The sequence below is a fragment of the Flavivirga aquimarina genome (assembly GCF_030540835.1).
GTDB lineage: Bacteria > Bacteroidota > Bacteroidia > Flavobacteriales > Flavobacteriaceae > Flavivirga > Flavivirga aquimarina.
The window spans coordinates 43,311-68,374 of record NZ_JAUOEK010000134.1 but is presented as its reverse complement, the minus strand read 5'-3'; the positions used below and the strand labels follow the sequence as shown (position 1 = coordinate 68,374).

The 25,064-nt window shown below is 31.6% G+C and carries 19 protein-coding genes and 1 tRNA gene; 15 read left to right on the top strand and 5 right to left on the bottom strand.

Annotated elements, in window-relative coordinates; genetic code table 11:
* Nucleotides 1–49 precede the first annotated feature (49 nt).
* From Q4Q35_RS13560 to Q4Q35_RS13550, 3 genes are all read left to right on the top strand, one after another.
* Nucleotides 50–739: an ABC transporter ATP-binding protein gene (locus tag Q4Q35_RS13560; protein ID WP_303278526.1), complete on the top strand. Its 690-nt coding sequence runs from the start codon at nt 50–52 to the stop codon at nt 737–739.
* A gap of 96 nt (nt 740–835) precedes the next feature.
* On the top strand, nt 836–3,229 hold the full coding sequence (locus tag Q4Q35_RS13555) for an ABC transporter permease (protein WP_303278525.1): 2,394 nt from the start codon (nt 836–838) through the stop codon (nt 3,227–3,229).
* Between the two features lie 60 nt (nt 3,230–3,289).
* Nucleotides 3,290–5,683 (top strand): ABC transporter permease, encoded by a 2,394-nt coding sequence (locus tag Q4Q35_RS13550; RefSeq protein ID WP_303278524.1) that lies wholly within the window; start codon nt 3,290–3,292, stop codon nt 5,681–5,683.
* A gap of 329 nt (nt 5,684–6,012) precedes the next feature.
* On the opposite strand, the gene Q4Q35_RS13545 is transcribed toward Q4Q35_RS13550, so the two are convergent.
* From Q4Q35_RS13545 to Q4Q35_RS13535, 3 genes are all read right to left on the bottom strand, one after another.
* Complete coding sequence (locus tag Q4Q35_RS13545) at nt 6,013–6,465, bottom strand: hypothetical protein (protein WP_303278523.1); 453 nt, start codon at nt 6,463–6,465, stop codon at nt 6,013–6,015.
* Nucleotides 6,462–7,007, bottom strand: a complete 546-nt coding sequence (locus Q4Q35_RS13540; protein ID WP_303278522.1) for a hypothetical protein — start codon at nt 7,005–7,007, stop codon at nt 6,462–6,464. The genes Q4Q35_RS13545 and Q4Q35_RS13540 overlap by 4 nt, the downstream gene beginning before the upstream one ends.
* Nucleotides 7,008–7,304: 297 nt before the next feature.
* Nucleotides 7,305–7,377, bottom strand: a tRNA-Phe gene (locus Q4Q35_RS13535).
* Between the two features lie 245 nt (nt 7,378–7,622).
* On the opposite strand from Q4Q35_RS13535, the gene Q4Q35_RS13530 reads away from it, so the two are divergent.
* The 7 genes from Q4Q35_RS13530 to Q4Q35_RS13500 all read left to right on the top strand — a co-directional run bounded on the left by Q4Q35_RS13530 (nt 7,623) and on the right by Q4Q35_RS13500 (nt 15,528).
* Nucleotides 7,623–8,354, top strand: a complete 732-nt coding sequence (locus tag Q4Q35_RS13530) for a type III pantothenate kinase (RefSeq protein ID WP_303278521.1) — start codon at nt 7,623–7,625, stop codon at nt 8,352–8,354.
* Nucleotides 8,351–9,667, top strand: coding sequence for a BamG family beta-barrel-assembly machinery protein (bamG, locus tag Q4Q35_RS13525; RefSeq protein ID WP_303278520.1), 1,317 nt, complete (start codon nt 8,351–8,353; stop codon nt 9,665–9,667). Before Q4Q35_RS13530 ends, bamG begins: the two co-directional genes overlap by 4 nt.
* Nucleotides 9,668–9,685: 18 nt before the next feature.
* Entirely contained in the window at nt 9,686–11,071 is a 1,386-nt protein-coding gene (locus tag Q4Q35_RS13520) for a tetratricopeptide repeat protein (RefSeq protein WP_303278519.1), read from the top strand.
* The gene (lptC, locus tag Q4Q35_RS13515; protein WP_303278518.1) at nt 11,071–11,628 is read left to right on the top strand and encodes an LPS export ABC transporter periplasmic protein LptC; all 558 of its coding nucleotides are present in this window, start codon (nt 11,071–11,073) and stop codon (nt 11,626–11,628) included. The genes Q4Q35_RS13520 and lptC overlap by 1 nt, the downstream gene beginning before the upstream one ends.
* A gap of 65 nt (nt 11,629–11,693) precedes the next feature.
* On the top strand, nt 11,694–11,888 hold the full coding sequence (locus Q4Q35_RS13510) for a hypothetical protein (RefSeq protein WP_303278517.1): 195 nt from the start codon (nt 11,694–11,696) through the stop codon (nt 11,886–11,888).
* Nucleotides 11,889–13,178 carry a hemolysin family protein gene (locus Q4Q35_RS13505; RefSeq protein ID WP_303278516.1) on the top strand — a complete coding sequence of 430 codons (1,290 nt, stop codon included), beginning with the start codon at nt 11,889–11,891 and terminating at the stop codon, nt 13,176–13,178.
* Nucleotides 13,179–13,404: 226 nt separating this feature from the next.
* On the top strand, nt 13,405–15,528 hold the full coding sequence (locus tag Q4Q35_RS13500) for a peptidylprolyl isomerase (protein ID WP_303278515.1): 2,124 nt from the start codon (nt 13,405–13,407) through the stop codon (nt 15,526–15,528).
* Between the two features lie 54 nt (nt 15,529–15,582).
* On the opposite strand, the gene Q4Q35_RS13495 is transcribed toward Q4Q35_RS13500, so the two are convergent.
* Nucleotides 15,583–16,866 (bottom strand): GYDIA family GHMP kinase, encoded by a 1,284-nt coding sequence (locus Q4Q35_RS13495; protein ID WP_367892746.1) that lies wholly within the window; start codon nt 16,864–16,866, stop codon nt 15,583–15,585.
* A 103-nt stretch (nt 16,867–16,969) separates the two neighbouring features.
* Nucleotides 16,970–18,292 carry a hydroxymethylglutaryl-CoA reductase, degradative gene (locus tag Q4Q35_RS13485; RefSeq protein WP_303278514.1) on the bottom strand — a complete coding sequence of 441 codons (1,323 nt, stop codon included), beginning with the start codon at nt 18,290–18,292 and terminating at the stop codon, nt 16,970–16,972.
* 151 nt (nt 18,293–18,443) lie between these two features.
* Here Q4Q35_RS13485 and Q4Q35_RS13480 point away from each other — a divergent pair, with 151 nt between their 5' ends.
* The 5 genes from Q4Q35_RS13480 (at nt 18,444) to Q4Q35_RS13460 (ending at nt 25,034) form a co-directional block, all read left to right on the top strand.
* On the top strand, nt 18,444–20,675 hold the full coding sequence (locus Q4Q35_RS13480; protein WP_303278513.1) for a S9 family peptidase: 2,232 nt from the start codon (nt 18,444–18,446) through the stop codon (nt 20,673–20,675).
* A 17-nt stretch (nt 20,676–20,692) separates the two neighbouring features.
* Entirely contained in the window at nt 20,693–22,078 is a 1,386-nt protein-coding gene (locus tag Q4Q35_RS13475) for a peptide MFS transporter (protein ID WP_303278512.1), read from the top strand.
* A 59-nt stretch (nt 22,079–22,137) separates the two neighbouring features.
* On the top strand, nt 22,138–23,922 hold the full coding sequence (locus tag Q4Q35_RS13470) for a peptide MFS transporter (protein WP_303278511.1): 1,785 nt from the start codon (nt 22,138–22,140) through the stop codon (nt 23,920–23,922).
* A gap of 89 nt (nt 23,923–24,011) precedes the next feature.
* Nucleotides 24,012–24,470: a thioredoxin family protein gene (locus Q4Q35_RS13465; RefSeq protein ID WP_303278510.1), complete on the top strand. Its 459-nt coding sequence runs from the start codon at nt 24,012–24,014 to the stop codon at nt 24,468–24,470.
* A 21-nt stretch (nt 24,471–24,491) separates the two neighbouring features.
* The gene (locus Q4Q35_RS13460) at nt 24,492–25,034 is read left to right on the top strand and encodes a thioredoxin family protein (protein WP_303278509.1); all 543 of its coding nucleotides are present in this window, start codon (nt 24,492–24,494) and stop codon (nt 25,032–25,034) included.
* Nucleotides 25,035–25,064 lie beyond the last annotated feature (30 nt).

The window sequence follows — 25,064 nt, the reverse complement described above, 5'->3', positions numbered from 1 at the left end:
TTTTAACAACAATAAAAAATGAGAGATTAACAATTAAATATTTTAAAAAATGATAAAAACAGAAAAGCTTTCAAAAATTTTCAGAACAGAAGAGATTGAAACCAAGGCGCTCAATAATATAGGTTTAAATGTGAAGAAAGGCGAGTTTGTAGCTATAATGGGGCCTTCGGGCTGTGGTAAATCAACCTTATTAAATATAATAGGGATGTTAGATAACCCATCAGAAGGAACGTATGCTTTTAACGGTAAAGAAGTAGGTGGCTTAAAAGAAAGTAAGCGTACTCAAGAGCGTAAAGGTAATATTGGGTTTGTGTTTCAGAGTTTTAATTTAATAGATGAACTTACAGTTTACGAAAATGTAGAGTTGCCCTTAATTTACTTGAAAATAAAAGCCAGCGAACGTAAGCGCATGGTTAAAGAAGTACTTGAACGTATGAAAATGGGACATAGAACAAAACATTTTCCTCAGCAGTTATCAGGAGGTCAGCAACAACGTGTTGCCATAGCTCGAGCTGTAGTAGCCAATCCTAAATTGATATTGGCAGATGAACCTACTGGAAATTTAGATTCTAAAAATGGTAGAGAAGTTATGAATTTACTCACCGAACTTAATCAAGAAGGTACCACTATAGTTATGGTAACGCACTCGGATAGGGACGCGAATTACTCACACAGAATTATTAATTTATTTGATGGGAAAATTGTGACTGAAACTAGAAAGGATCCAGCTCTGGTTTAATACTAATTCCTGTTAAGCAACACTTATGAGTGCAATTAACAGATTATAATCTCACTTAAAAAGAGTTCTTCGTAATGATAAACAAATAACAAAACCATGCTAAAACATTATATAAAATTTGCATTTAGAAATTTCAGGTCCAATAAAATCATTTTTGCAGGAAGTCTTGCCACACTTTGTTTCGGGGCTTTGTGTATCTCTCTTTTGTTCTCTTATGTTCATAACGAACTTACTATGGATGATTTTCATGAAAGAGAGCAAGATATTTATATGGTAATGATGAAGCAATCTCCTAAGAGTGATTGGAGCTATCCATATAGATTTACACCCGAAGAATACCCTGAAGTTGAAAGTGCAACATCTTTAATTTTTTATAGAGAAGATGAAACAAAACTAAAATATAAGCAAGATATTTATTTACCTAAAGGTATTGTTGCTGATAGTAGTTTTTTCAAGGTATTTGATTTTAAACTTAAATATGGTGATAAAAACACTATTTTAAAAGATGTAGAATCTGTCATTTTAAGCAAAAACTATAGCAAAAAACTTTTTGGAGATAGTAATCCTATTGGTCAAAGTGTTTATATAGAAACACGAATGTATCAAGGTACACATACGGTTAAGGGGATAATTAAAATACCAACCAATAGCTCTATAAAGTTTGATTATATTATTCCTTATACAAAAAGAACTTATGGTTATGGACGTTCAAGCACTCCCTTTTTTAAAAGTCAAATAGGTTTTAATAGAAATACGTTTTGCGAAAAAATAAAGGAATCTAATAACAAAGTTCCAAATTTTTATCCGCAGTTAACCGAAAGTATAACTTCCATAAAAAGCCTTGATGATTTATATTTTAGTTCTGAATTGAGCGGTTTAAAAAAGCATACTCTATTTAGTTCAGGCAACAAAAAAAACATGGATATATTAATCGTGATTATGTTTGTTATATTATTTGTGTCTATTCTCAATTATTCCAATCTTCAGATAGTTAATATTAATGCTGTACTCAAAAATATGGCTATATCTAAAGTGAATGGGGCTTTTAAGCGACATATAATTAGCCAGAAAATGGTTGAGACTTTAGTTGTAATTATATTGTCTTCATTATTTATTTCGCTGTTTTATAATATTTTACTTCCATGGTTTAATGGTTTTGTAGGGGTTTCATTAAACCCACCAGTATGGAAAATATTCTTAATTAATATTATTATTATTTCTACCATAACAGTAATTGGTTTAATATACCCAATGGTTATTATTAATCGTTTTTCAACTATTAATAATTTAAAGAAGACGACCTCTATTTCTCAAAAAATAAAAGGAAAACAAACTACAGTTGTTCTACAATATGCCATGGCTTTTTTACTATTAATCTCTGCTATAATAGTGAATAATCAATTAAAATTAATGTTAGATAAAGATCTTGGTTTTAATGATGAAGGTATTTTGAAAGTTAAACTTTTTCACGAGCCACCTTTTAACCCTGAAAGTCGAAATTGGCCTAAAGAACGAAGGCTAGAAGAACGAGAAAAAGCAATGCAGATACCTAAATATATAAATGATCAATTAGCTTCATTTTCTAGTATTAAGGAGTTGTCTCAAGGGAACTCTCCTCTTGATGTTTTTCCAATAGATTGGAAGCCTAAAACTGGAGATTTTGAATTTGAAACGCTCAATTCACTAGTTGTTACAACAAATCATCAAAATCTGTTCCATTTTAATTTAGTAGAAGGACGCTTTTTTGAAGCAGGAGTAGATAAACAACGTAGCAAAAAAATAGTAATTAATGAGGCTGCTAAAAAGCATTGGGGTATTGATGACATAGAAAATACAATTATTAACAATAGAAGTTGGGGTGATTATGAAATAATAGGCGTGGTTAAAGATTTTAACTATGAGCATTTATCGGCAAAACCCCAGCCTCTTATGATGGTTTATTTTGAAGATTCTGGAGCCGAATATTTTATTAAGTTTTATGAGAATAAAATGCAAGAGGGGATTCAGTATATTGAAGCATTATTTAAAGAAGTAAACCCAAATCAGATATTTAAATATACTTTTTTAAGTGATGAAATCGCAGAACTATATAAAAAAGAAAAACGTTTAAGTTCTATTTACATTGCCTTTACCATTATTGCGTTGTTAATTTCTGCTATTGGCTTATTTACTATTGCTTTGTACGATACGCAACGACGCATTAAAGAAATAGGGGTTCGAAAAGTAAATGGTGCTACTATATATGAAATCCTGTTTATGCTCAATAAGGATTTTATAAAATGGGTGTTTATAGCTTTTGTTATTGCTTGCCCTATAGCGTATTATACTATGAGTAAATGGTTAGAGAATTTCGCTTATAAAACAACTTTGAGCTGGTGGGTATTTGCTTTGTCAGGTGTGTTTACATTAGTTATTGCATTACTAACTGTAAGTTGGCAAAGTTATAGAGCGGCTACTAGAAATCCGGTAGAGGCGTTGAGAGATGAGTAATTTAGTGAAAAAACAGAGAATGTTTTAAGCTTGTTTAAAAGCTTATAAAACAAACAAACCATGCTAAAACATTATATAAAATTTGCCCTTAGAAACTTTAGAAGTAATAAAGTCATTTTTGCAGGTAGTTTAGTAACTCTTTGTTTGGGAGCGTTGTGCATTTCATTATTGTTCTCTTATGTTCATAATGAACTTACAATGAACAATTTTCATAAAAATAATATATACACAGTTATTATAAGAGACTCTCCTAGTAGTGATTGGTCTGGTATGAACCCATCTTATTTTTTTGATTTTGATTATAGCGACTTTCCAGAAGTTGAAGAAGCTATTTCAGTAAAAAAAATTAATAAAAATGAAGCAACAATTTTTTATAAAAATTCAAACTTCGTTTCAGAAGGTATTATTACAGATGTTAATTTCTTTAAAATATTTGATTTCAAATTAAAAGGAGGAGATGGTGAAAAACTAACTAATGATTCTAATACCGTTTTGCTGTCTGAACAGTTTGTGAAAAATGTATTTGGAGGTCAAAACCCGCTAGGTAAACCTATAAAAATTAGTACTAACAAGGAAGAAAAGATATATACAGTAAAAGGAGTTGTTAACTTACCTGTAAACAGTTCTTTAACTTTTGATTTTATTTTATTCAGATCAAAAAAGATACATGAAAAAGGGGTGTTTCTAGGAACAGATTTTATATCGGTAAAAAAAACTACCGACATCAATATTTTTAAAAGAAAAATTAAAAATATAGGAAAAGGTCAGCCTCTTTTTGAATTCAAAGACATAACAATTGTTGCTTTAGATGATGTTTATCTAGAAAAAGATATTCCTTTTAAGGCTGATGTTTTTCCTCGTTATGGAGATAAAAAAAACATCTATGTTCTTATAGTTATAATGTTTGTTATTCTAATAATCTCTGCACTTAACTTTTCAAACTTACAAATTGTTAATATGCATTCAAGTGTTAAGAAAAATGCCATTTATATGGTAAATGGTGCCCAAAAACGGCATGTTTTTTTTAAGAAAAATATTGAATTATTATTGTTACTTCTCTTGTCTATTTCTGTAATAACATTGGGTTATCAATATTTGATACCTGCCTTTAATAATTTTACTAATGTTGAACTTGCCCCTCCTTTGTGGAAAGTAGTTCTTATAAACGGAGTTGTTTTATTTTTAATACTATTCTTAGCATTAATTTATCCATTAATAATAATTATACGAACTTCTATAATTAAAAGTTTAAAAAAAGTATCCTTTATAGAAAATCGATTAATAGGGCAAAAACTAATCATCATTTTTCAATTTACATTAACAATGCTTCTCTTAGTATCTTCTTTAGTAGTAACAAACCAGTTGCGTTTAATGCTAAACAAAGATTTAGGTTTTACAAGTGAAAATATTATTAGATCTAAAATGTATTTTGAATCTTTCCATAATCCTGATGAGCATAGAAATAATAAAACTAAAATAGAACAGGAAAAGAAAACTAAGTATCAATATATTAAAAATGAATTATCCTCTAACCCCAAGATTATTAAATTTTCTCAAGGATCCCCGTTATTAAATCCGAATGCAATTGAATTCAAAATTAAGGAGACCGAAAATGATTTTACAACACTAAACTTCTACACCGTGACACCCGGCTTTGAAAAAATTTATGATATAGAAGTCGTTGAGGGACGGTTTTTTGATATTGAAAAAGATAACCCTATGGTTAAGAACAAAAAAGTGGTTATCAATGAAGCCGCCAAACGATTTTGGAATTTAAGGGATATCTCTAAGCATAGAGTATTGACTTATGGTTTATTAAAAAATGGCTACGAAATTATAGGGGTCGTTAAAGATTTTAATTATGAAAGATTGTCTGTTAAGCCTAAGCCTCTTATCATGTTTTATAATGAATTTATGGAAAATGATTTTCATATACAGTTTCAAAAAGATAAAGAGAAAGAAGGCTTGCAATTTGTTGAAGATGTATTTAAAAAAGTTAACCCAAGAGAGACTTTTCAGTACTCTTTCTTAAGTGATGAAATTGAGTTACTTTATAAAAAAGAAAAACGTTTAAGTATCATATACATAATATTTACTGCTATTGCCTTACTGATATCTGGAATAGGCTTGTTTACCGTTGCGCTCTACGACACACAACGCCGTATTAAAGAAGTAGGTGTACGAAAAGTAAATGGAGCAACAATAAATGAAATTATGTTTATGCTTAATAAAGACTTTATAAAATGGGTAGTCGTAGCTTTTGTTATAGCATGCCCCATAGCTTATTACGCCATGAGTAAATGGCTTGAGAATTTTGCTTATAAAACAGAATTAAGCTGGTGGGTGTTTGCTTTGGCAGGAGTGTTTACATTAGTTATTGCATTACTAACCGTAAGTTGGCAAACCTATAAAGCGGCAACTAGAAATCCGGTGGAGAGTTTGCGAGATGAATAATAATTGAGATACACCCTTCGGCATTCTAAAAAACAAAAAATCCCGTAAACAAATGTTTCGGGATTTTTTTGTGGTACCTCCAGTAGCTTGTACTTTTACACTTGTATGAATACCAGTATATTTACGTATATAATTGATGAGATTCTTTAATTCTAAAATGAATCTGTATGCATTTGTGTACTAGTGAGTATTCAAGAGCATATTTGAGATTGTAGAATTATTTTTGATTGATCTTTGACTATTCCGAGTAGATTCTGACTTAGTCAAATCCGTCATAATTGCAGTTTGATAAAATTCATTAAATAGCTTTACAGTAGTGTATAGTAAAGTTATATATTGTTGAACTTAGTTTTTTCTTTAGCTAATTCCAAAATACATTCATAGACCGCTTCTTCATAATAAGAACTAGGATGGACTGATTTAGAATTTTTATGTAATTTTAGATACGTTAGAGATTCATTACCAATCAAATCATAGGAATAATTATTAAAGTATTCATCTTGGTATTCCTTATACCAAAAAGCATCATTGTGAAGCGTAATAACTATAAGGCATTTAGGGGTTTTTTGTCTTATAAGGGCTGTTAAATTTCTTATTTTTTTGAACTGACGTCCCTCAAATGTATGAAGATGAGTGATAAAAATGTCAGGGTGAAAATCAAATAAAAATTCTTCAATAATCTCTATATCAACTGAAGACTTGACTTCATTACTTAACCTCTCAAACCATTTTGTATGTACAATAACATTTATTTTATTTCTTGCATAAATAAGAATTTTCATGAATAGTTGTTGTTCTCAATTGACTTTAGCATTTCATCAATTTCTTTATCCATTTGCTTCCTTAACGATTTTTGATCTGATGATATTTTATCAAGAAGCTCCTTGACTTCGATGGATTCCGAATTAGATCGCTTTAATAATTCAATTATTGACAAAACGTTATTTTTTATTTGATGAGCGATATCGGGCTCTGATTTTTTAAAAAACACTATGTCTTTTGAATATTGATTAATTATTTTTTCTTGAATATTATTCAAAAGTGTATTCTTTTCCTTATCAAACATATTTGAATTTATTAAAAATCGTATCTCATCTTTTATTTTTTGGGTTAATGTGAGAAAATCTTTTAAACTAACATAATATTGACTTAATTTATCTGTTTCATACTGAAAAAGAAATTTGATTTTTTCCTTTTCACTTTCTAATTTTAATCTCAATTTCTCAATTTCTTTATTTTTTATCCAAGAAAAATATGAAGTGAAAACAGATGTTAATAAAGCTAGTATCGATGCTGTTATTGTAATTGTGGTTTTTATATCCATATTTTTATCAAATTAAGTAGAACGCTGAGCTATGTGCAGTTGACTGTTTTTTTTGTTAAGATAAAGAAAAATCGTGTCAATATTTGGTAATATATACCTTGTAACAGATTAAGTGAAAAGTAATTCGGATATTCATAAGTTTTTTTAGTTTAAAAATAAAGGCAATCTCTGGGAAGTATTAAAGCGGCAACTAGAAATCCGGTGGAGAGTTTGCGAGATGAATAATAATTGAGATACACCCTTCGGCATTCTAAAAAAACAAAAAATCCCGTAAACAAATGTTTCGGGATTTTTTTGTGGTACCTCCAGGAATCGAACCAGGGACACAAGGATTTTCAGTCCTTTGCTCTACCAACTGAGCTAAGGTACCTCAGCAATTGACGATTTTGACTTTGCTCTACCTCCCGATAGCTATCGGGATGAGCTAAGGTAGCTTGCCAAAGCGGATGCAAATATATATTCATTTTTATTATTACCCAAAAGAAATTTGTAAAAAATCGATCAGTTTTATTTATTTCAAACCAAAATAGCTATAACTAGTTTGTTATTAATATTATACCCAGAAATGGAATAATTATTGATACCCATTTTGTAAATTTAGACTTTTTTAAAAGTATGAATTTAATAATAGATGTAGGCAATTCTTTTGTTAAGCTGGCTATTTTTAAGAATAGTATGCTTATGCATAAAGAAGTAGTGGCGTTAAAACTTGTTTTAAAAAGTATAAATATTTTAAAAGAGACGCATGGCCCTAAAAAAAAAGCAATTATTTCTTCAGTTGGAAAACTTAATAAGTCAGATGTAGAGGCTATAGGTAAATCTTTTGATGTCATGATTTTAGATTCCAATGTAAAATTGCCGTTTAAGAATCTTTATGCTACGCCAAATACTTTAGGTGTAGATAGAATAGCATTGGTCTGTGCTTCAGTCGATCAGTTTCCAAATAGCAATGTACTTATTATTGATTCAGGAACCTGTGTTACTTACGATTTTGTAACAGCAAAGAACGAATATATAGGAGGGGCTATTTCTCCAGGGCTTCGCATGCGTTATAAATCATTAAATAATTTAACTGCCAATTTACCGTTATTAGAATCAGAAACCCCGAAAAGTATTATAGGAAACTCAACGAATGCGTCAATTCATTCCGGAGTAGTAAACGGTCTTTTAAAAGAAATTGATGGTATTATTGAAGAATATAATCGAAAATATTCAGATTTAACAGTAATTTTAACAGGAGGTGATGCTAATTTCTTGTCAAAACAATTAAAAAGTAGCATATTTGCCAATTCTAATTTTCTTTTAGAAGGATTAAATTATATTTTACAATTTAACTTAAACGAATGATAAAAAAACTTGTATTAGTTTTTATTGCAGTTTTTGCAATTCACAGTTACGGCCAAGAAGGGACGGCTTCGCCTTATTCTTTTTATGGTATTGGAAGTCTTAAATTTAAAGGTACCGTAGAAAATAGAAGTATGGGAGGTTTAAGTATATATAATGATAGTATTCATGTTAATTTGCGTAACCCTGCTTCATATGCAGGAAAAAACCTGGAAAGTTTCAATAACGAAAGCAGACCTGTAAAGTTTACAGTAGGAGCAAGCTATTCCAGTATAAATTTAAAAAGTGATACCGGATCAGATAATACAGCTTCAACAACGTTCGATTATCTGGCTTTATCTATACCAATGGGTAAGTTTGGTTTTGGTTTTGGGCTAATGCCGTATACATCAGTTGGATATAAATTGGAATCCTTAAACGATAATGAAGATATTGAAAATAAGTTTAGAGGAGAAGGTGGGCTTAATAGAGCATTTCTAGGGTTAGGGTATCAAATAACAGATGAGTTAAGTGTTGGTATTGATGCTCAATATAATTTTGGTAATATTCAAAATAGTACAGTTGAATATTTGTATGATAGTGATGGCGTACCGCTTCAAAATCAGTCACGTGAGAATAATAGATCCGATTTAAGTGGTTTAAGCTTTAATATAGGGCTGTCTTTTAAAAAGTTGTTAACAGAAAATTTAGAACTTTCTTCTGGAATAACGTACACGCCAGAGAGTAATTTAGTGTCTAAAAACACAAGATCATTTTCTACTATAACAACAAACACTAGCGGAAGTGAATTTGAAATTAATACCATAGATGTTGATTTGGAAGCTCTTGGATTGTTAGAAACCGATTTAACACTACCTGCAAAGTTTTCAATAGGAGCGGGGATTGGTAAACCAAGAAACTGGTTTGTTGGTGCCGAATATACCGCACAAAAAACAAGTGATTTTTCAAATGATTTATATACTAGTAATACTACTGTTATAATGTATGAAGATGCTACAACATTTTCTTTAGGAGGCTTCTATATTCCAAAGTATAATTCTTTTAACAGTTATAGTTATATAAAACGTATTGTTTATAGAGCAGGAGCACGTTACGAAAAAACAGGATTAAATATAAATAGTGAATCAATAAATGAGTTTGGCATATCTTTTGGGGTAGGATTACCGATGGGGAGTTTTTTATCTAATGCAAATTTAGGTTTTGAAATTGGTAAAAGAGGAACTACCAACAGTAGCTTGATTCAAGAGAACTTTGTTAATTTTCAAATAAGTTTATCTTTGAATGATAGATGGTTTAGGAAAAGAAAATATGACTAATAGCATAAAATTATTATTATGAAAACAAAAATTACATTTTTATTTACATTATTATTTATTGGCTTACATGCTGGTTTTGCACAACAAGATGAAGAGTGCATGACTAAGTTGTCTATTTTTCATGAGTATGTAAAAGCTAAAAATTATGATGCAGCTCATGAACCTTGGATGATAGTAAGAAATAAATGTCCAAAATTTAATATTGCTATTTATATAGATGGTGATAAAATTTTGGCTCATAAAATTAAACAAGCAACATCAGATACAGATAAAGTAAATTATATTAATGATTTATTGAAGTTGTGGAAAGAAAGAGCAGTACATTTTGCAAGTAAAACCAAAAAAGGAGAATATGCAGCAAAAGCGTGCCAATTAATGTACGATAACAGAAAGGTATTAAATAAGACAAAAGAAGAGCTTTACGAATGTTTTGATGCCGCTTATAAATTAGATAAGGCTACCTTTACTAACCCTAAAAGTTTGTACACGTATTTTTCTTTAATGGTAGATTTATATGATGCAAAAAAGAAACCAGCTAAAGATTTATTTAATAAGTATGATGATGTTGTAGAGAAGGTAGAAGAAGAAGTTAAAAACTATTCAGAAAAACTCAATAAGCTTATTGCGAAAGAAGATGCCGGTACTGAAATAACTAAAAAAGAAGGACGGTATAAAAATTCTTATGAGAGTTATTTAAGAGCATACGATCAAATTTCAGGAAGTATCGATCAAAAATTAGGAGATAGAGCGAATTGTGAAAACTTAATTCCTTTATACAGAAAAGATTTTGAAGAGAATAAAAACAATGTAGTTTGGTTAAAACGTGCCGTAAGTAAAATGTATTATAAGGAATGTACTAATGATCCTTTATATGAGAAATTAGTAAAGTCTTATGATCAGACTGCACCTTCTGCAGATACAAAATACTTCGTTGGAACTATTTTATTTAAAAATCACAAAGAAAATGAAGCTATAAAGTATTTTCAACAGTCTTTTGATTTAGAAACAGATAAATTTAAAAAAGCAAAATTAGCTAACAGAATTGGACTTATTCTTAAAAAGAAAAAACGATACGGTAAAGCTAGAAATTATTTCAGACAAGCACTAAAGTTAAACCCATCTAATGGTAGCCCTTATATATCGATAGCTGCTATGTATGCTGCTAGTGCAAATAATTGCGGGGCTACTAATTTTGATAAAAGAGCTGTGTATTGGTTAGCTGCAGATGAAGCCAGAAAAGCGGCTCGCGTAGATCCTACCCAAAAGAAAAACTCTTCTAAATCTGTTAATAATTATTTAGCTAAAGCACCACAAAAAGCTGAGATTTTTAGTTCAGGAAGATCTGGACAAGTCATTAAAATTGCTTGCTGGATTGGAGCTTCGGTTACAGTACCAAAGATTTAATGAATAAAAAACACACATACAATATATTAAACATAGTCACAGTAATTTTTATTGTGACTTTGTTTTTTTCGTGTAATGACAGTTTTAATCAGGTTCAAAAAATAGGTATTTCAGAAAATGAGCCTATTGGTATTGCGGAAAAGTTTAACCTAAAGTATACCGATTCAGGTAGGCTCGAGGCTGACCTTGTTGGTGCTAAAATGTTCGATTATACCAATCGAGACTTTCCTTTTAAAGAATTTACAGATGGTATTGTATTGTACGTATTTGATGAAGAAAACAGGAAAAGCACCATAATTTCAGATTATGCTATTGTATACGATAATACTAATCTAATTGATTTACAAGGGCACGTGGTTATTACAACGCACGATGGTAATGTATTAAAAACAGAGCAGTTATATTACGACCAAAAAAAGGCATGGGTTTTTACAAATGTCCCTGTTACGTTTACTACAAAACAAGACATTATTAACGGCAATGGATTCGACTCTAATCGTGAATTTACCAACGCCGAGGTACTTGAGGTGACGGGAATTATTTCACTTGACGATTAATCTTTTTCCACCAGAATTTCTTTTTCGATTTTACTATCTTTGTTTTAATTAACGATTCATAGTCTATGAAATATTCTAAGATTTTTCAATATGCCTATTTGGTTTTTGCCGCCTTGTTCATATACGATGCTATTGCAAAGTATGTAAATGTAGGCGAAATCGCTTACCCTTCCATATTGCTTGGCTCTTTAGCGATTTTTATGTTTTTCTTTAGAAGGCGGTTTAGCAATAAACTTCAAAATAAAGGAAAATCAAACTAAATGAGCATTTATGCCATTATTATAATTGCATCATTAATTCTTTCAGCCTTTTTTTCGGGTATGGAGATCGCTTACGTGTCTTCAAATAAAATTCATATAGAGATTGAAAAAAAACAAGAAGGCATATTTGCAAAAGTTTTAAAAAAGCTTACTGCTAAGCCTTCAAAGTTTATAGCTACCATGCTTATAGGTAATAATATAGCATTAGTTATTTATGGTCTTTTTATGGGTGATTTATTGGTGAATTGGTTTCAAACCATACTCCCAACAACATATCCTTTTATTAACTACATGTTAACCGATTTGAGTTTATTGTCTCAAACCTTAATATCGACATGTATTATTTTAATAACGGCAGAATTTTTACCTAAAGTATTTTTTCAAATTTATTCGAACACCTTAATTAAGGCCTTGGCGATTCCGGCTTATGTGTTCTATGTTTTATTTACTTTTATATCAGATTTTGTTATTTGGATATCGGATTTTGTACTTAAACATTTTTTTAAAACAGAAGGCGATCAAATACAATTAGCATTTACAAAAGTAGAGCTAGGTAACTATATAAGTGAACAAATGGAATCTGTAGAAGCACATGAAGAGGTGGATACAGAAATTCAGATTTTTCAGAATGCTCTCGAATTTTCCGAAGTAAAAGCAAGAGAAGTTATGGTGCCTCGCACCGAAATTATAGCTATAGAAATTAGCGATTCTATTAAATCATTAAGTACGTTATTTACAGAAACCGGATGTACCAAAATACTCGTTTATAGAGAAACCATAGACGATATTTTAGGATATGTACATTCTTTCGAGTTATTTAAAAAGCCCAAGAGTATTAAGTCCATGATGCTGCCTATTGAGTTTGTCCCAGAAACAGTGCTTATAAAAGATGTGTTGGGAGTGCTTACAAAAAAGCGAAGAAGTATTGCTGTAGTTTTAGATGAATACGGAGGGACATCTGGTATTATGACTGTAGAGGACATTATTGAAGAATTGTTTGGGGAAATTGAAGATGAACATGATACGGTAGATTTAATTGAAGAAGTTGTAGATGATATGATGTATAAATTTTCTGCGCGTTTAGAGGTTGATTATATTAACGAAAATTATAAAATAAATCTGCCGGAAAGTGAAAATTACGAGACATTAGGAGGTCTTATCGTTAATCATACAGAAGAAATTCCGGCTCAAGGTGATATTGTGAAAATTGACACATTTCAATTTACAATTTTAGAAGTATCGAACACTAAAATTGATATGATAGAACTTAAATGTTTAGAAGAAGATTGATTTGAAAAAAATGACATGACGTTTTTTGATAAAAGCTTCATACAACAACATATTCTTATCAAAGAAGAAATCTATATGCGTAATGTAATTAAAGCGCCTTTCTGCTTTTATTATTAAATAGAAAATGGTATTTTCGCGCACGATATTTTGTCAATTATTATTAAATTGACAACCAACTTAATAAGCTATAAATCCCGACTAAGGGTTTTAAAAAATTAAATTACAAATGGCAGTTTTAAATAAGATTAGACAACGTTCACTATTTTTAATATTAATAATAGCAATGGCGTTATTTTCTTTTGTATTAGCAGATTTATTTAAAAACAGTGATGCACTTACTTCAAAATCACAAAATATTGTTGCTACTATAAATGGTAAAGACATTACACGTGAAGACTTCATGCAAAAAGTAGAAGCAGCACAAAGACAAGCAGGTCCAAATGCTACTAATACTCAGGTAATGAATAGAGTGTGGGAGCAAGAAGTTAGACGCATCGTAATGCAAACGCAATATGATGAACTGGGTATTTCTGTTGAAAAAGATCAGATGAGAGACTTGTTAAAAACATCTTTGGCTACAAGCCCGGAATTTTTAAACGAAGCAGGACTTTTTGACGAGAATAAATTAAACGAGTACATTGCCAATTTAAAAGAAACGTCTCAACAAGCTTATGTCAGTTGGGTTAATTACGAAAAATCTGTTGCAGCAAATGGGTTACAACAAAATTATTTCAACTTAGTAAAAGCAGGTTTAACAGGAACTTTAGCAGAAGGAGAATTAGAGCATAAGTTAGAAGGAAATAAAGTAGATATTAAGTTTGTTCAAGTATCCTATGCATCTATTAAAGATAGTTTAGTTAAAGTTTCTAAATCTGATATTTCAGATTATATCAATAAAAATAAAGAAACATATAAAGTAGAAGCTTCCAGAGATATTAAATTTGTACAGTTTGATGAGGTAGCATCTGTTGAAGATGAAAATGCAATTAAGGCAGACCTTGACATTTATTTAAAAGGTAGATTTGTTGATGAAACCGGAAGAAAAGATACTATAGTAGCCTTTTCGCAAGTTAAAAATGACGAAGATTATATTAACTCGTATTCAGATATAAAATTCGATAGTCGTTTTGTGTTTAAGTCAAGTTTACCAACTGCTGTAGCAGATAGTATTTACAAACTTGAAGCAGGTGGTGTTTACGGACCTTATAAAGATAATGGGTACTTTAAAGTTTCTAAAGTAGTTGCTGTTAAACAAATTCCAGATTCAGTAAAAGTAAGACACATATTAATCCCTTTTAAAGGATCTAGAAGTGCTGCTCCAGAAGTAACACAAACAGAGGCAGAAGCTAAAACGACTGCAGATAGCTTATTGGGGGTTATTAAATCTAATCGTTCAAAATTCCCAGAATTAGTAAAAGAATTTTCATCAGATCAAGGAAGTGTTGAAAAAGAGGGGCGTTACGATTGGCACCCTTATAATACCATGGTATCGGAATTTAATGATTTTGAGTTTGAAGGTAAAACAGGAGATTTAGGTGTTGTTAAAACAATTTTTGGATTCCATATAATCGAAATTGAAGGTCAGAAAGATAAAAGCAAAGCCATACAAGTAGGAACCATTGCCAGAGAAATAGAACCATCTGAAACAACCACAGCTAAGATATTTAGAGATGCTTCTAATTTTGAGATTAATGCAGGGAAAGGCGATTTTGAAGCACTGGCAAAAGAAGCTAATTATACTGTGCGCCCTGTAAACGGTATTAAAGTTTTAGATGAAAACATACCAGGAGTTGGAAGTCAAAGACCAATAGTACGTTGGGCTTTTGAAGAAGATGCAGAAGTTGGAGATGTAAAGCGTTTTAATGTTCCTAATGGCTATGTAGTAGCGCAGTTAGTAGCTCAACATGAAGAAGGACTAATGTCCGTTGATGATGCTACAGTTAAAGTATTGCCTCTTATTAGAAAAGAAAAGAAAGCAGAAATAATTAGAGATAGAGTAACAGCTAAAACACTTGAAGATTTAGCTGCTGCCGAAAATACAACTGTAAGATCTGCATCTGCAATAAATATGAAAAGCCCAACTATTTCTGGAGCAGGAAGAGAACCTTTAGTTGTTGGTGCTGCTTTTGGATTAAATGAAGGAGAAACCTCAAAATTAATTGATGGGGAAAATGGTGTTTATATGATTCAGGTTACTAAAGTAACACCTGCTGTTGCTCTTGATAGCTATCAGGCAGCTGCAAATAGAGTAGAGCAACAAAAAATGAATGCTGTTAACTCCAAAGTATATAATGCTTTAAAAGAAGTAGCAGAAATAGAAGATAACAGAGTTGAAACTCAAGTTCAATAGGACAGTATTAAGATAAAGTATAATAAGCCTCGTTTTGCGGGGCTTTAGTATTTTTTATAAAACCATATCGGCGTAACGGATAACAGTTTTAAAACCTTTTTTATTGAAATATGGGGTTGGATTCTCTTTAGAGCTTACTAAGATAAAGTCACCACCCCAAGCTCCAAGACTTTTAATACTACCGTTAAAATCACTAAACATAAGGGCTTTAATAGCCTTTTGCTTAGTTAATTTAGATATGATGGCTTCGTGTTGCATTATTAAGGCTTCAAAACCTTCCAAAGAATCAGAGGTTATTATTTGAGAAGTAATATCATTAATATCCCTAATAACATTTAAATCTCCTTTGTTGGCATTATAATGCTTAATGCCTTCTCTGCTGTTTTGCTTTTTATTTAAATAAACAAAATATAAATGATCTTTAAAAGAAGGGTTAAAGACTACGGGCTTAGCTATAGGGGTATTATTTTCTAATTGATAAGTAATAGGTGAGCTATGTTGCGCACAAGCAATATCATACCCGCTACCACCAAAAGTTGTTTCTAACAATCTATAAGCATCAATATCTGCCCATTGTGCTATGTTATTTATTAAAGTAGATGAGGTCCCCAATCCCCAATGCCTAGGAAAGTCTAATTTAGTAGTGACTTTAAAACCGTTATTAGTATTTAAAAAATTAGTATTAAGCTGTTTTGCAGCATTTAAAATTTGAATAAGCCTATCAGAAACATTAAGATCATTTTGGATAGAATTGTCATTGCGAACAGGGTGAGAAACCTTATTATTAATTTCAAAAGTAGATTCAAACCAAATAACTTCATTTTCATCCAAACTCTTCCAAACGAGTTTAGGTTCAGTAATAGTTTCAACCTCTAAAGACTGCCCATATTTTGTAGGAATAGCTAAAGATATAGCACCGTCAAGAACGACATATTCCCCTGTAAGCAAAAGTTTTCCGTGGCTTCGACTACGCTCAGTCACCAGTTGATTAAGTTCTTTTTTATTATCGTTTCCGGTGGCTGAGCGTAGTCGAAGCCACTCTTTATAATGACTATCATTCATGCATTCAGCATATTTTTTTAACTCATCAAAATGACCTTCAATTAGAGATAGCTTTTTTTTCCTACTCCACCCCTGAATCTGTTTTTCCCTATAAAAAGCATCATCTATTCTTAGAAATTCCTGAACATATACCAACTTTACCGGAAGTCTTTTTTTTGTATGATTTGCACCGTTACCATTTTGATGTTCATGTAACCTTTTATCCAAATCTATTGTACTACCCGTGTAAAAAGTACCATCAGAACATTCCAATATGTATACAAAACCATTAGGCATAATATTTGTTTATTAATGTGACTTCGACTACGCTCAGTCACCGATGAGGCGACATAATCATCTTACTATATTTGGTGATTGAGCGTAGTCGAAGTCATAATCTTCAATTCTTTACTCTCAATTTGTGTATAGCTTCAACCACCGCACTATGAGTCACAGTATTCGTTTTAAAATATTCAGTTATGGTATGCTTCTCTTCATTATTAGCTTCAAACTGATTAAGAATATTCATTAAATGCATTTTCATATGCCCTTGTTGAATACCGGTTGTTGTAAGTGAACGTAGTGCTGCGAAATTTTGAGCTAAACCTGCAACAGCTACAATTTGCATAAGTTCTTTGGCAGATGGTTTATGCAATAACTCTAACGATAATTTAACCAAAGGGTGTAAACCGGTAAGTCCGCCAACAGTTCCCAAAGCCAATGGAATTTCCATCCAAAAAGTAAAGATGCCATTTTCAATTTTAGCATGCGTTAAACTACTATATGCACCATGTCTTGCTGCGTATGCATGCACACCGGCTTCAACAGCTCTAAAATCGTTACCGGTAGCCAGAACGACAGCATCTATACCATTCATAACACCTTTGTTGTGTGTCACAGCACGATAAGGTTCTACTTCAGCAATATTAACAGCTTGTATAAATTTATTAGCAAAAGCATCTCCAGAAACCGTATCGTTTTCACTTAAATCTTCAACCTTACAACTTACTTCTGCACGTACTAAACAATTAGGAACATAATTAGATAAAATGCTCATAACAATATCTATTTGTTTTTCTTCTTCAGAAAAAGCATCAAACAGTAAAGCTTCATTTTTTAAAGTTTTGGCAAATTGTTCCAAACAGGAATTTATAAAATTAGCACCCATGGCATCGAGCGTTTCGAAAGACACATGGAGCTGATAATAATTGTTGATGGCATCAGTTTTGTCACGTAACTCAATATCAATAATACCACCACCACGTTTTTCCATGTTTGCAGTAATAGCTTTAGAGTCTTGTATGAGTTTAGATTTTGTTTTATTAAAAAACTGTTTTAATATCGAAAAATTACCTTTGTAAATAAAGTGAACCTGGCCAATTTTAGTTGTAGAAATAACACTTGTTTTAAATCCGCCTCGCTCTAACCAAAACTTGGCCGATTTACTAGCTGCTGCTACCACCGAGCTTTCTTCTATAGCCATAGGAATTGTGTAGAGCTTATCGTTTATTAAAAAATTAGGAGCCACACCAAGTGGTAAATAATAATTAGTTATGGTGTTTTCAATAAACTCGTCATGAAGTTGTTGTAATTTTTCATCGGTATTCCAATATTGTTTTAAAACACGTTTAGCATCTTCTGTATTAGAAAAATAAGTTTCGACAATCCAATCGATTTTTTTAGATTTAGATAGCTTAGAAAAACCAGCAATAGATCTACTCATAAAATGTTAATTTACTATACAAAGATACTACTCTTGGTATGAATATTGAATATCTTGATTTATTCGAGGTTATTTAAGTGTTAATAATGGCGGTTTTTTGCGTAATTTTTAGTAAACTTGACATCATTTTATGAAATAAATAGTTTTTTTAATGAAATACCTAAAATTATCTTTTTGTGTTTGTTTTTTTATCACATTTTTTTTATCAGCTCAAACAGAAGATATTACTCTTGAATCCATTTGGAATGGTACATTTAGAATAGAAAGAATGGATGCTTTGCATTCTATGGCAAATGGGCAACAATACTCTATCTTAAACTTTAACAGACAGTCGCGAACGACATCCATAGATATTTACGATTATAAAACTTTAAAAAAGGTTAAAACGTTAGTGAGTTCAGGTTCACTTAATGCATTAAAGTATTTTACAGATTACACCTTTAGTAAAGACGAAAGTAAAGTAATATTGGCAACTAATGAGACATCTATTTATCGGCGTTCTACCTTAGGAAATTATTATGTGTACCATGTAGATAATGCCTCTTTGACTTTAATTGACGATGATAAAATTCAAGAACCAACATTCTCGCCAGACGGGAATAAAGTAGCTTTTGCAAAAGACAATAATTTATATGTCAAAGATTTACAATCTGGTGAAACGACTCAAATAACTCAGGATGGAAAAAAGAATGCAATTATTAATGGTATTACAGATTGGGTTTATGAGGAAGAGTTTTCGTTTGTTCGCGCTTTTGAGTGGAATACTGCAAGTAATAAAATAGCATTTATACGATTTGATGAGACTAAAGTCCCCGAATTCTCTATGGATGTTTATGGAGAAGCACTTTACCAAACACAGCAAGTTTTTAAATACCCAAAAGCAGGAGAAGCGAATTCTATCGTTTCGTTGCACATTCATAATATAGATACAAAAGAAACTGAAGAAGTAAAAGTAGGCAAAACTTATAGCGATTTTTATATTCCACGTATAAAATGGACCAACCATTCAGATATTTTAAGTGCGCATTATATGAACAGGCACCAAAACGAATTGGACTTGTGGATGATAAACGCTAAAACGAACACATCAAATTTAGTTTTGGCAGAAAAAGATGCGGCCTATATAGATGTTACCGATAACCTAACTTTTTTAAAAGACAATAGCTTTATCTGGACAAGTGAAACAGATGGATTTAACCATATTTATCACTATGATAAAGATGGTGAGCTTATTAACCAAATAACCATGGGGAACTGGGAAGTCACCGATTATTATGGTTATGATGAAAAGACGAACAGAATTTTCTATCAATCGGTTGAAAACAGTTCTATCAATCGAGACGTATATTCCATTAAATTGAATGGACGTAATAAAACAAGATTGACAAAAAGTGAAGGTACCAACGAAGCCTCTTTTAGTGCTGATTTTTCTTACTTCATTAATACTTTTTCTAGTGCTTCTACACCACCGGAATATACTTTGAACAGTGCCACGTCTGGAAATTTAATAAAAAGTATAAAAGATAATGATGTATTGTCACAAAATCTTTCAGACTATAAAACATCAAAAAAAGAATTTAGCACTATTCATATAAATGGAAATGATCTCAATATGTGGATGATTAAACCGGCAGATTTTGATGACTCAAAGCAGTACCCCTTATTTATAACGCAATATTCAGGACCAGGTTCACAGTCTGTTTCAAATAAATGGAATAGTGCTAATGATTATTGGTTTCAACACCTAGCACAAGAAGGTTATATTGTGGTATGTGTAGATGGGCGTGGAACAGGATTTAAAGGTGCTGCATTTAAAAAAGTAACTCAAAACGAGCTAGGAAAGTATGAAGTAGAAGACCAAATAGCAGCTGCAAAACAATTAGGTGAATTACCATATATTGACGCTTCTAGAATAGGAATCTGGGGATGGAGCTACGGAGGTTTTATGAGTAGTAATTGTCTCTTTAAAGGAAACGATGTATTTAAAATGGCCATTGCGGTAGCCCCGGTAAGTAGTTGGCGTTTTTACGATACTATTTATACAGAGCGTTATATGACAACACCTCAGGAAAATGCCAGTGGTTATGATGATAATTCACCAATAAATCATGTAGATAAGTTAAAAGGGGATTTTTTATTGGTACACGGATCTGGCGATGATAATGTACACTTACAAAATACCATGCGTTTAGCAGAGGCTTTAATTCAAGCCGATAAACAATTTGATTGGGCCATTTACCCGGATAAGAACCATGGCATTTATGGAGGGAATACGAGACTTCATCTATATAAAAAAATGACACATTTTATCAATAGAACATTAGGTGATAAAATAGAAAAGCAAAAAGAAAGTAAAGTAAAAGAAATAGAGATTAAAGGATAATAACTAAATAGAAATTTATGTCAAATACAAACACAATAAAGCAAAAAGAATTATTTGGGCATCCGGTAGGGTTGTATGTACTATTTTTTACAGAAATGTGGGAGCGCTTTTCATATTATGGGATGCGGGCCATATTAGTATTATATTTAGTAGCAAAAACTCAAACAGAAAATGCTGGATTAGGATGGACAAATGGAGACGCACTATCGCTTTATGGAACCTACACCATGTTAGTTTATGTTATGTCCATACCTGGAGGGTGGATTGCTGATAAATTTTTAGGTCAAAAAAAATCTGTGCTTTATGGAGGCTTGCTTCTCGTTGCCGGTCATAGTATATTGGCAGTAGAAGAAATGTGGGCATTTTATACTGGCTTAGGTTTAATTATTGCTGGGGTAGGTATGTTAAAACCAAATATTTCAACGATGGTTGGAGGTTTGTATAAGCAAGGAGATATAAGAAGAGACAAAGGGTTTATTATTTTTTATATAGGTATAAATATAGGGGCATTTTTATCAAGTTTAATAGTTGGTTATGTAGGTGAAGTACATGGGTGGCATTATGGTTTTGGACTAGCAGGAATAGGTATGGCTTTAGGATTGATACAATATATCGTTGGACAAAAACATTTAAAACATGTAGGTAACTTTTTAGGAGCTTCAGAAAATGTTAAAGAAAAAGAAGCTATGAAAAAACCTTTAACCAAAATAGAAAAAGATAGAGTCGTGGTATTGTTCGTATCTTTTTTATTAGTTATTGTATTTTGGGGAGCTTTTGAACAAGCCGGAGGTTTAATGAATATATATGCTAAGGAAAATACCAATAGAATGTTAATGGGCTGGGAAGTACCAGCTTCTTGGTTTCAGTCCTTAAATGCTATGTTTATTATATTTTTAGGAACATCTGTGGCACTATATTGGGCAAATAGAAAATTGAAAGGAAAATTGTCAACATCATTATTTAAAATGATAATTGGGTTAATCATAATGGGAACAGGGTTTTTCTTTATGTCAGCTGCCGCCGCAGAATTTAACAGTACAGGAGCTTCTGCTATGTATTGGTTGGTTTTGGCATATTTGTTTCATACAGTTGGAGAGCTGTGTATTTCGCCGGTGGCATTGTCATATATCACAAAACTTGCACCAATTAAATATGCATCATTAATGATGGGGGTTTATTTTGCTATGACAGGCTTTGGTAATAAGTTGGCTGGGCTCTTAGGTGAATCGGCTGAAGGTTTAGGAGAGTTTACAGTATTTACAGGAATTGCTGTTTTTTGTGTTTTATTTGGAGGCTTAGTATTGATATTGCGTAAAAAATTAGAAACACTTACGCATGGTGCAGAAGACAATGAACGTGTAATTTATGATGAAGCAGAAGGCTTTGAATTAGCGGATAATTAATAAATATATGAGAACCCTCTTTTTGAGGGTTTTCTTCTATAACCAACTAAATTTTTTTTATGAATACTGATATTGAAAATCTGTTTAAGGACAAAGTTATTGGACATCCTGCAGGGTTATTTGTACTATTTTTTACAGAAATGTGGGAACGCTTTTCATTTTATGGAATGCGTATACTTCTGGTGTTATTTTTAACAGCTCCTATTTTGAGTGATAATCCGGGATGGGAATGGCCAAGGGAGCATGCTTTAGCTTTAATAGGTACCTATGCATCACTATTATATTTAACTCCAATTATAGGAGGATGGATTGCTGATAAGATTACAGGTTACCGTATTGCTGTGGTTATAGGCTGTATAATTATGACTTTGGGACATGCAGCTATGGCTTTGGAAACAACTATGACTTTTTATATAGGCTTAGCTTTATTAGTCATTGGAACAGGTTTTTTTAAACCAAACATTACCTCTATTATTTCTGAGATGTATAAGGGGAAAGAATCTAAAAAAGATGGGGCTTATACTATTTTTTATATGGGAGTTAATGCTGGTGCTTTCTTTGGTATGATGTTATGTGGTTATTTAGCAGAAAATTATGGATGGTCTTGGGGTTTTGGTTTAGCTGGGATCTTTATGTTTTTAGGGATGCTTCAATTTTGGTTGGCAGGGAGTCTATTTGGTAGTATTGGAGCAAAACCTTCGAAAGTTTATGAAGTTGAGTTGCCTCAAAATATAAATGAAAAAAGTCCTTCAGAAGAACAAAAAACGACTGTAGACGATAAATTAAACCCTTTTACAATGTTAGATAAGGTATTAATCGTTTTATCATCTATAGGTGGGTTATTATATTTATTCAATGACCCTTTGGAGAAAATAGGAGGAAAGAGTTTAGCGCCTTTTGAAATAGGAGGTATGAATGGTTCTAATATTATTGTATTAGTAGCATTGGTCTTGTTTCTAATATTACTTGTAACTCGGATATCTAGATATATTCCGATAGTTAGAGATAGAATTATTGCAGTTTCTATTTTTGGAGTATTTACAGTGTTTTTCTTTGCTTTTTTTGAACAATCACTAGGTTCTATGACCTTGTTTGCTAGAGATTATACTAATAGAGTACTTGTTGGGAATTCAGCTATGGTTTTTAAGATTGTTGATGCTTTATTAACTACAATTCCACTTATTATTATTACTTGGGTCCTTTTTTTATTGTCTAAAAAAACATTTTCAAGAATAGGGTTGTCTAATATTGTTCTTGCTATAGCATTTGTTGGTATTTGGTTTTTGGTAGTTTTTAGATTGGTAAATAAGTTTTCTGAGCCAGGAAATGAGATTGAGGCCACTTGGTTTGGAATTCTAAATTCGTTCTTTATTATTACACTAGCACCATTGTTCTCAAGGTGGTGGGAAAGTAAATATAATCCAAGTGCAGCTATGAAATACGGAATTGGTTTAATCCTATTAGGTATAGGTTTTGCAGTGTTGTCTTATGGTGCTTCAGATATTCCTTCGGGAGCTAAAACAGCTTCTGTAAGTATAATATTCTTAATTTTGGCGTATTTGTTTCATACTATGGGAGAGTTATGTTTATCACCTGTAGGTTTGTCATATTTGAGTAAATTAGTGCCACCTAGAATGATTGGTTTTATGTTTGGAGTTTGGTATTTAGCTATAGCCGTTGGGCAAAAAGCAGCTGGAACGATGGGAGGCATGATTGACAAAATTTCTGGGCAATACTCATTAGGTACATTCTTTTTAATATTTACATTAATACCAGTAGGTGTTGGTTTGATATCTATAATACTTAATCCTGTATTAAAAAAACTAATGCACGGTGTCCGTTAATCGAAAAACTGCGTTAAATAATATTCAAAATGCTCCTAATTTGGGGCATTTTTTGTAAGTTCGGTATAAGTTTTGCAACAAACATGGGTATGAAGAAAGCAATTTATATATTTTTAATAAGTATGTTAACAACAGTATCTGTTAGTGCTCAAGAATTAACTTGGCATACAGATATGGGGCAAGCATCAGAATTTGCCATAAAAGAAAAAAAACCATTGCTAATGTTCTTTACAGGATCCGATTGGTGTGGTTGGTGCATCCGTTTACAAAATGAAGTTTTTAAAACCGACGAATTTAGAAAATGGGCTAACGAAAATGTCGTACTTGTAGAATTAGATTTTCCAAGAAGGACGCCCCAAGAAGATAAGATTAAAGCCCAAAATTACCAGTTACAAAGTATGTTTCAGGTAAGAGGTTATCCTACAATTTGGTTTGTTAATCCAGAAATGAATTCTGAAAAAAAAATAAGTTTAAAAAAACTGGGAAGTACAGGATATGTGGCTGGAGGTCCAACTAAATGGATAGGAGCAGTAGCATCAATACTGTAGTTGAAAATAAAATTTAAACAGATGAAAAAGATACTGTTATTATTAGCTGTTTTTGTAACAGTTTTAACAAATGCACAAGAGATTAAATGGGTCACTTTAGAAGAAGCAGTAACACTTCAAAAGAAAGCACCTAAAAAAATAATGATAGATGTTTATACTAATTGGTGTGGGCCATGTAAAGCACTAGATAAAAATACATTCCACAATGAAGATGTCGTTAACTATGTCAATGAACATTACTATGCTGTTAAGTTTAATGCAGAAGGTAATGACAAAATTGATTATAAAGGAAAGACATTTACGAATCCCAATTATAATCCAGCAAACGCTAATAGACGTAATTCTGCGCATGAGTTATCTAGGTATTTTCAGATACAAGCATATCCAACCATTGTGTTTTTAGATGAAAAAGGTGATGTGATTGCTCCAATTAGAGATTATAAAAAGCCGCAAGAATTAGAATTGTATCTAAAAATGTTTAAAAAAGACGAACATATAGAAATAGATACACAGGAAAAATTTAATGTGTATTATAAAGCCTTTAAACCCGAATTTAAGGGTTGAAAAATGACTCTTTGAAATAAGATTTTCAAG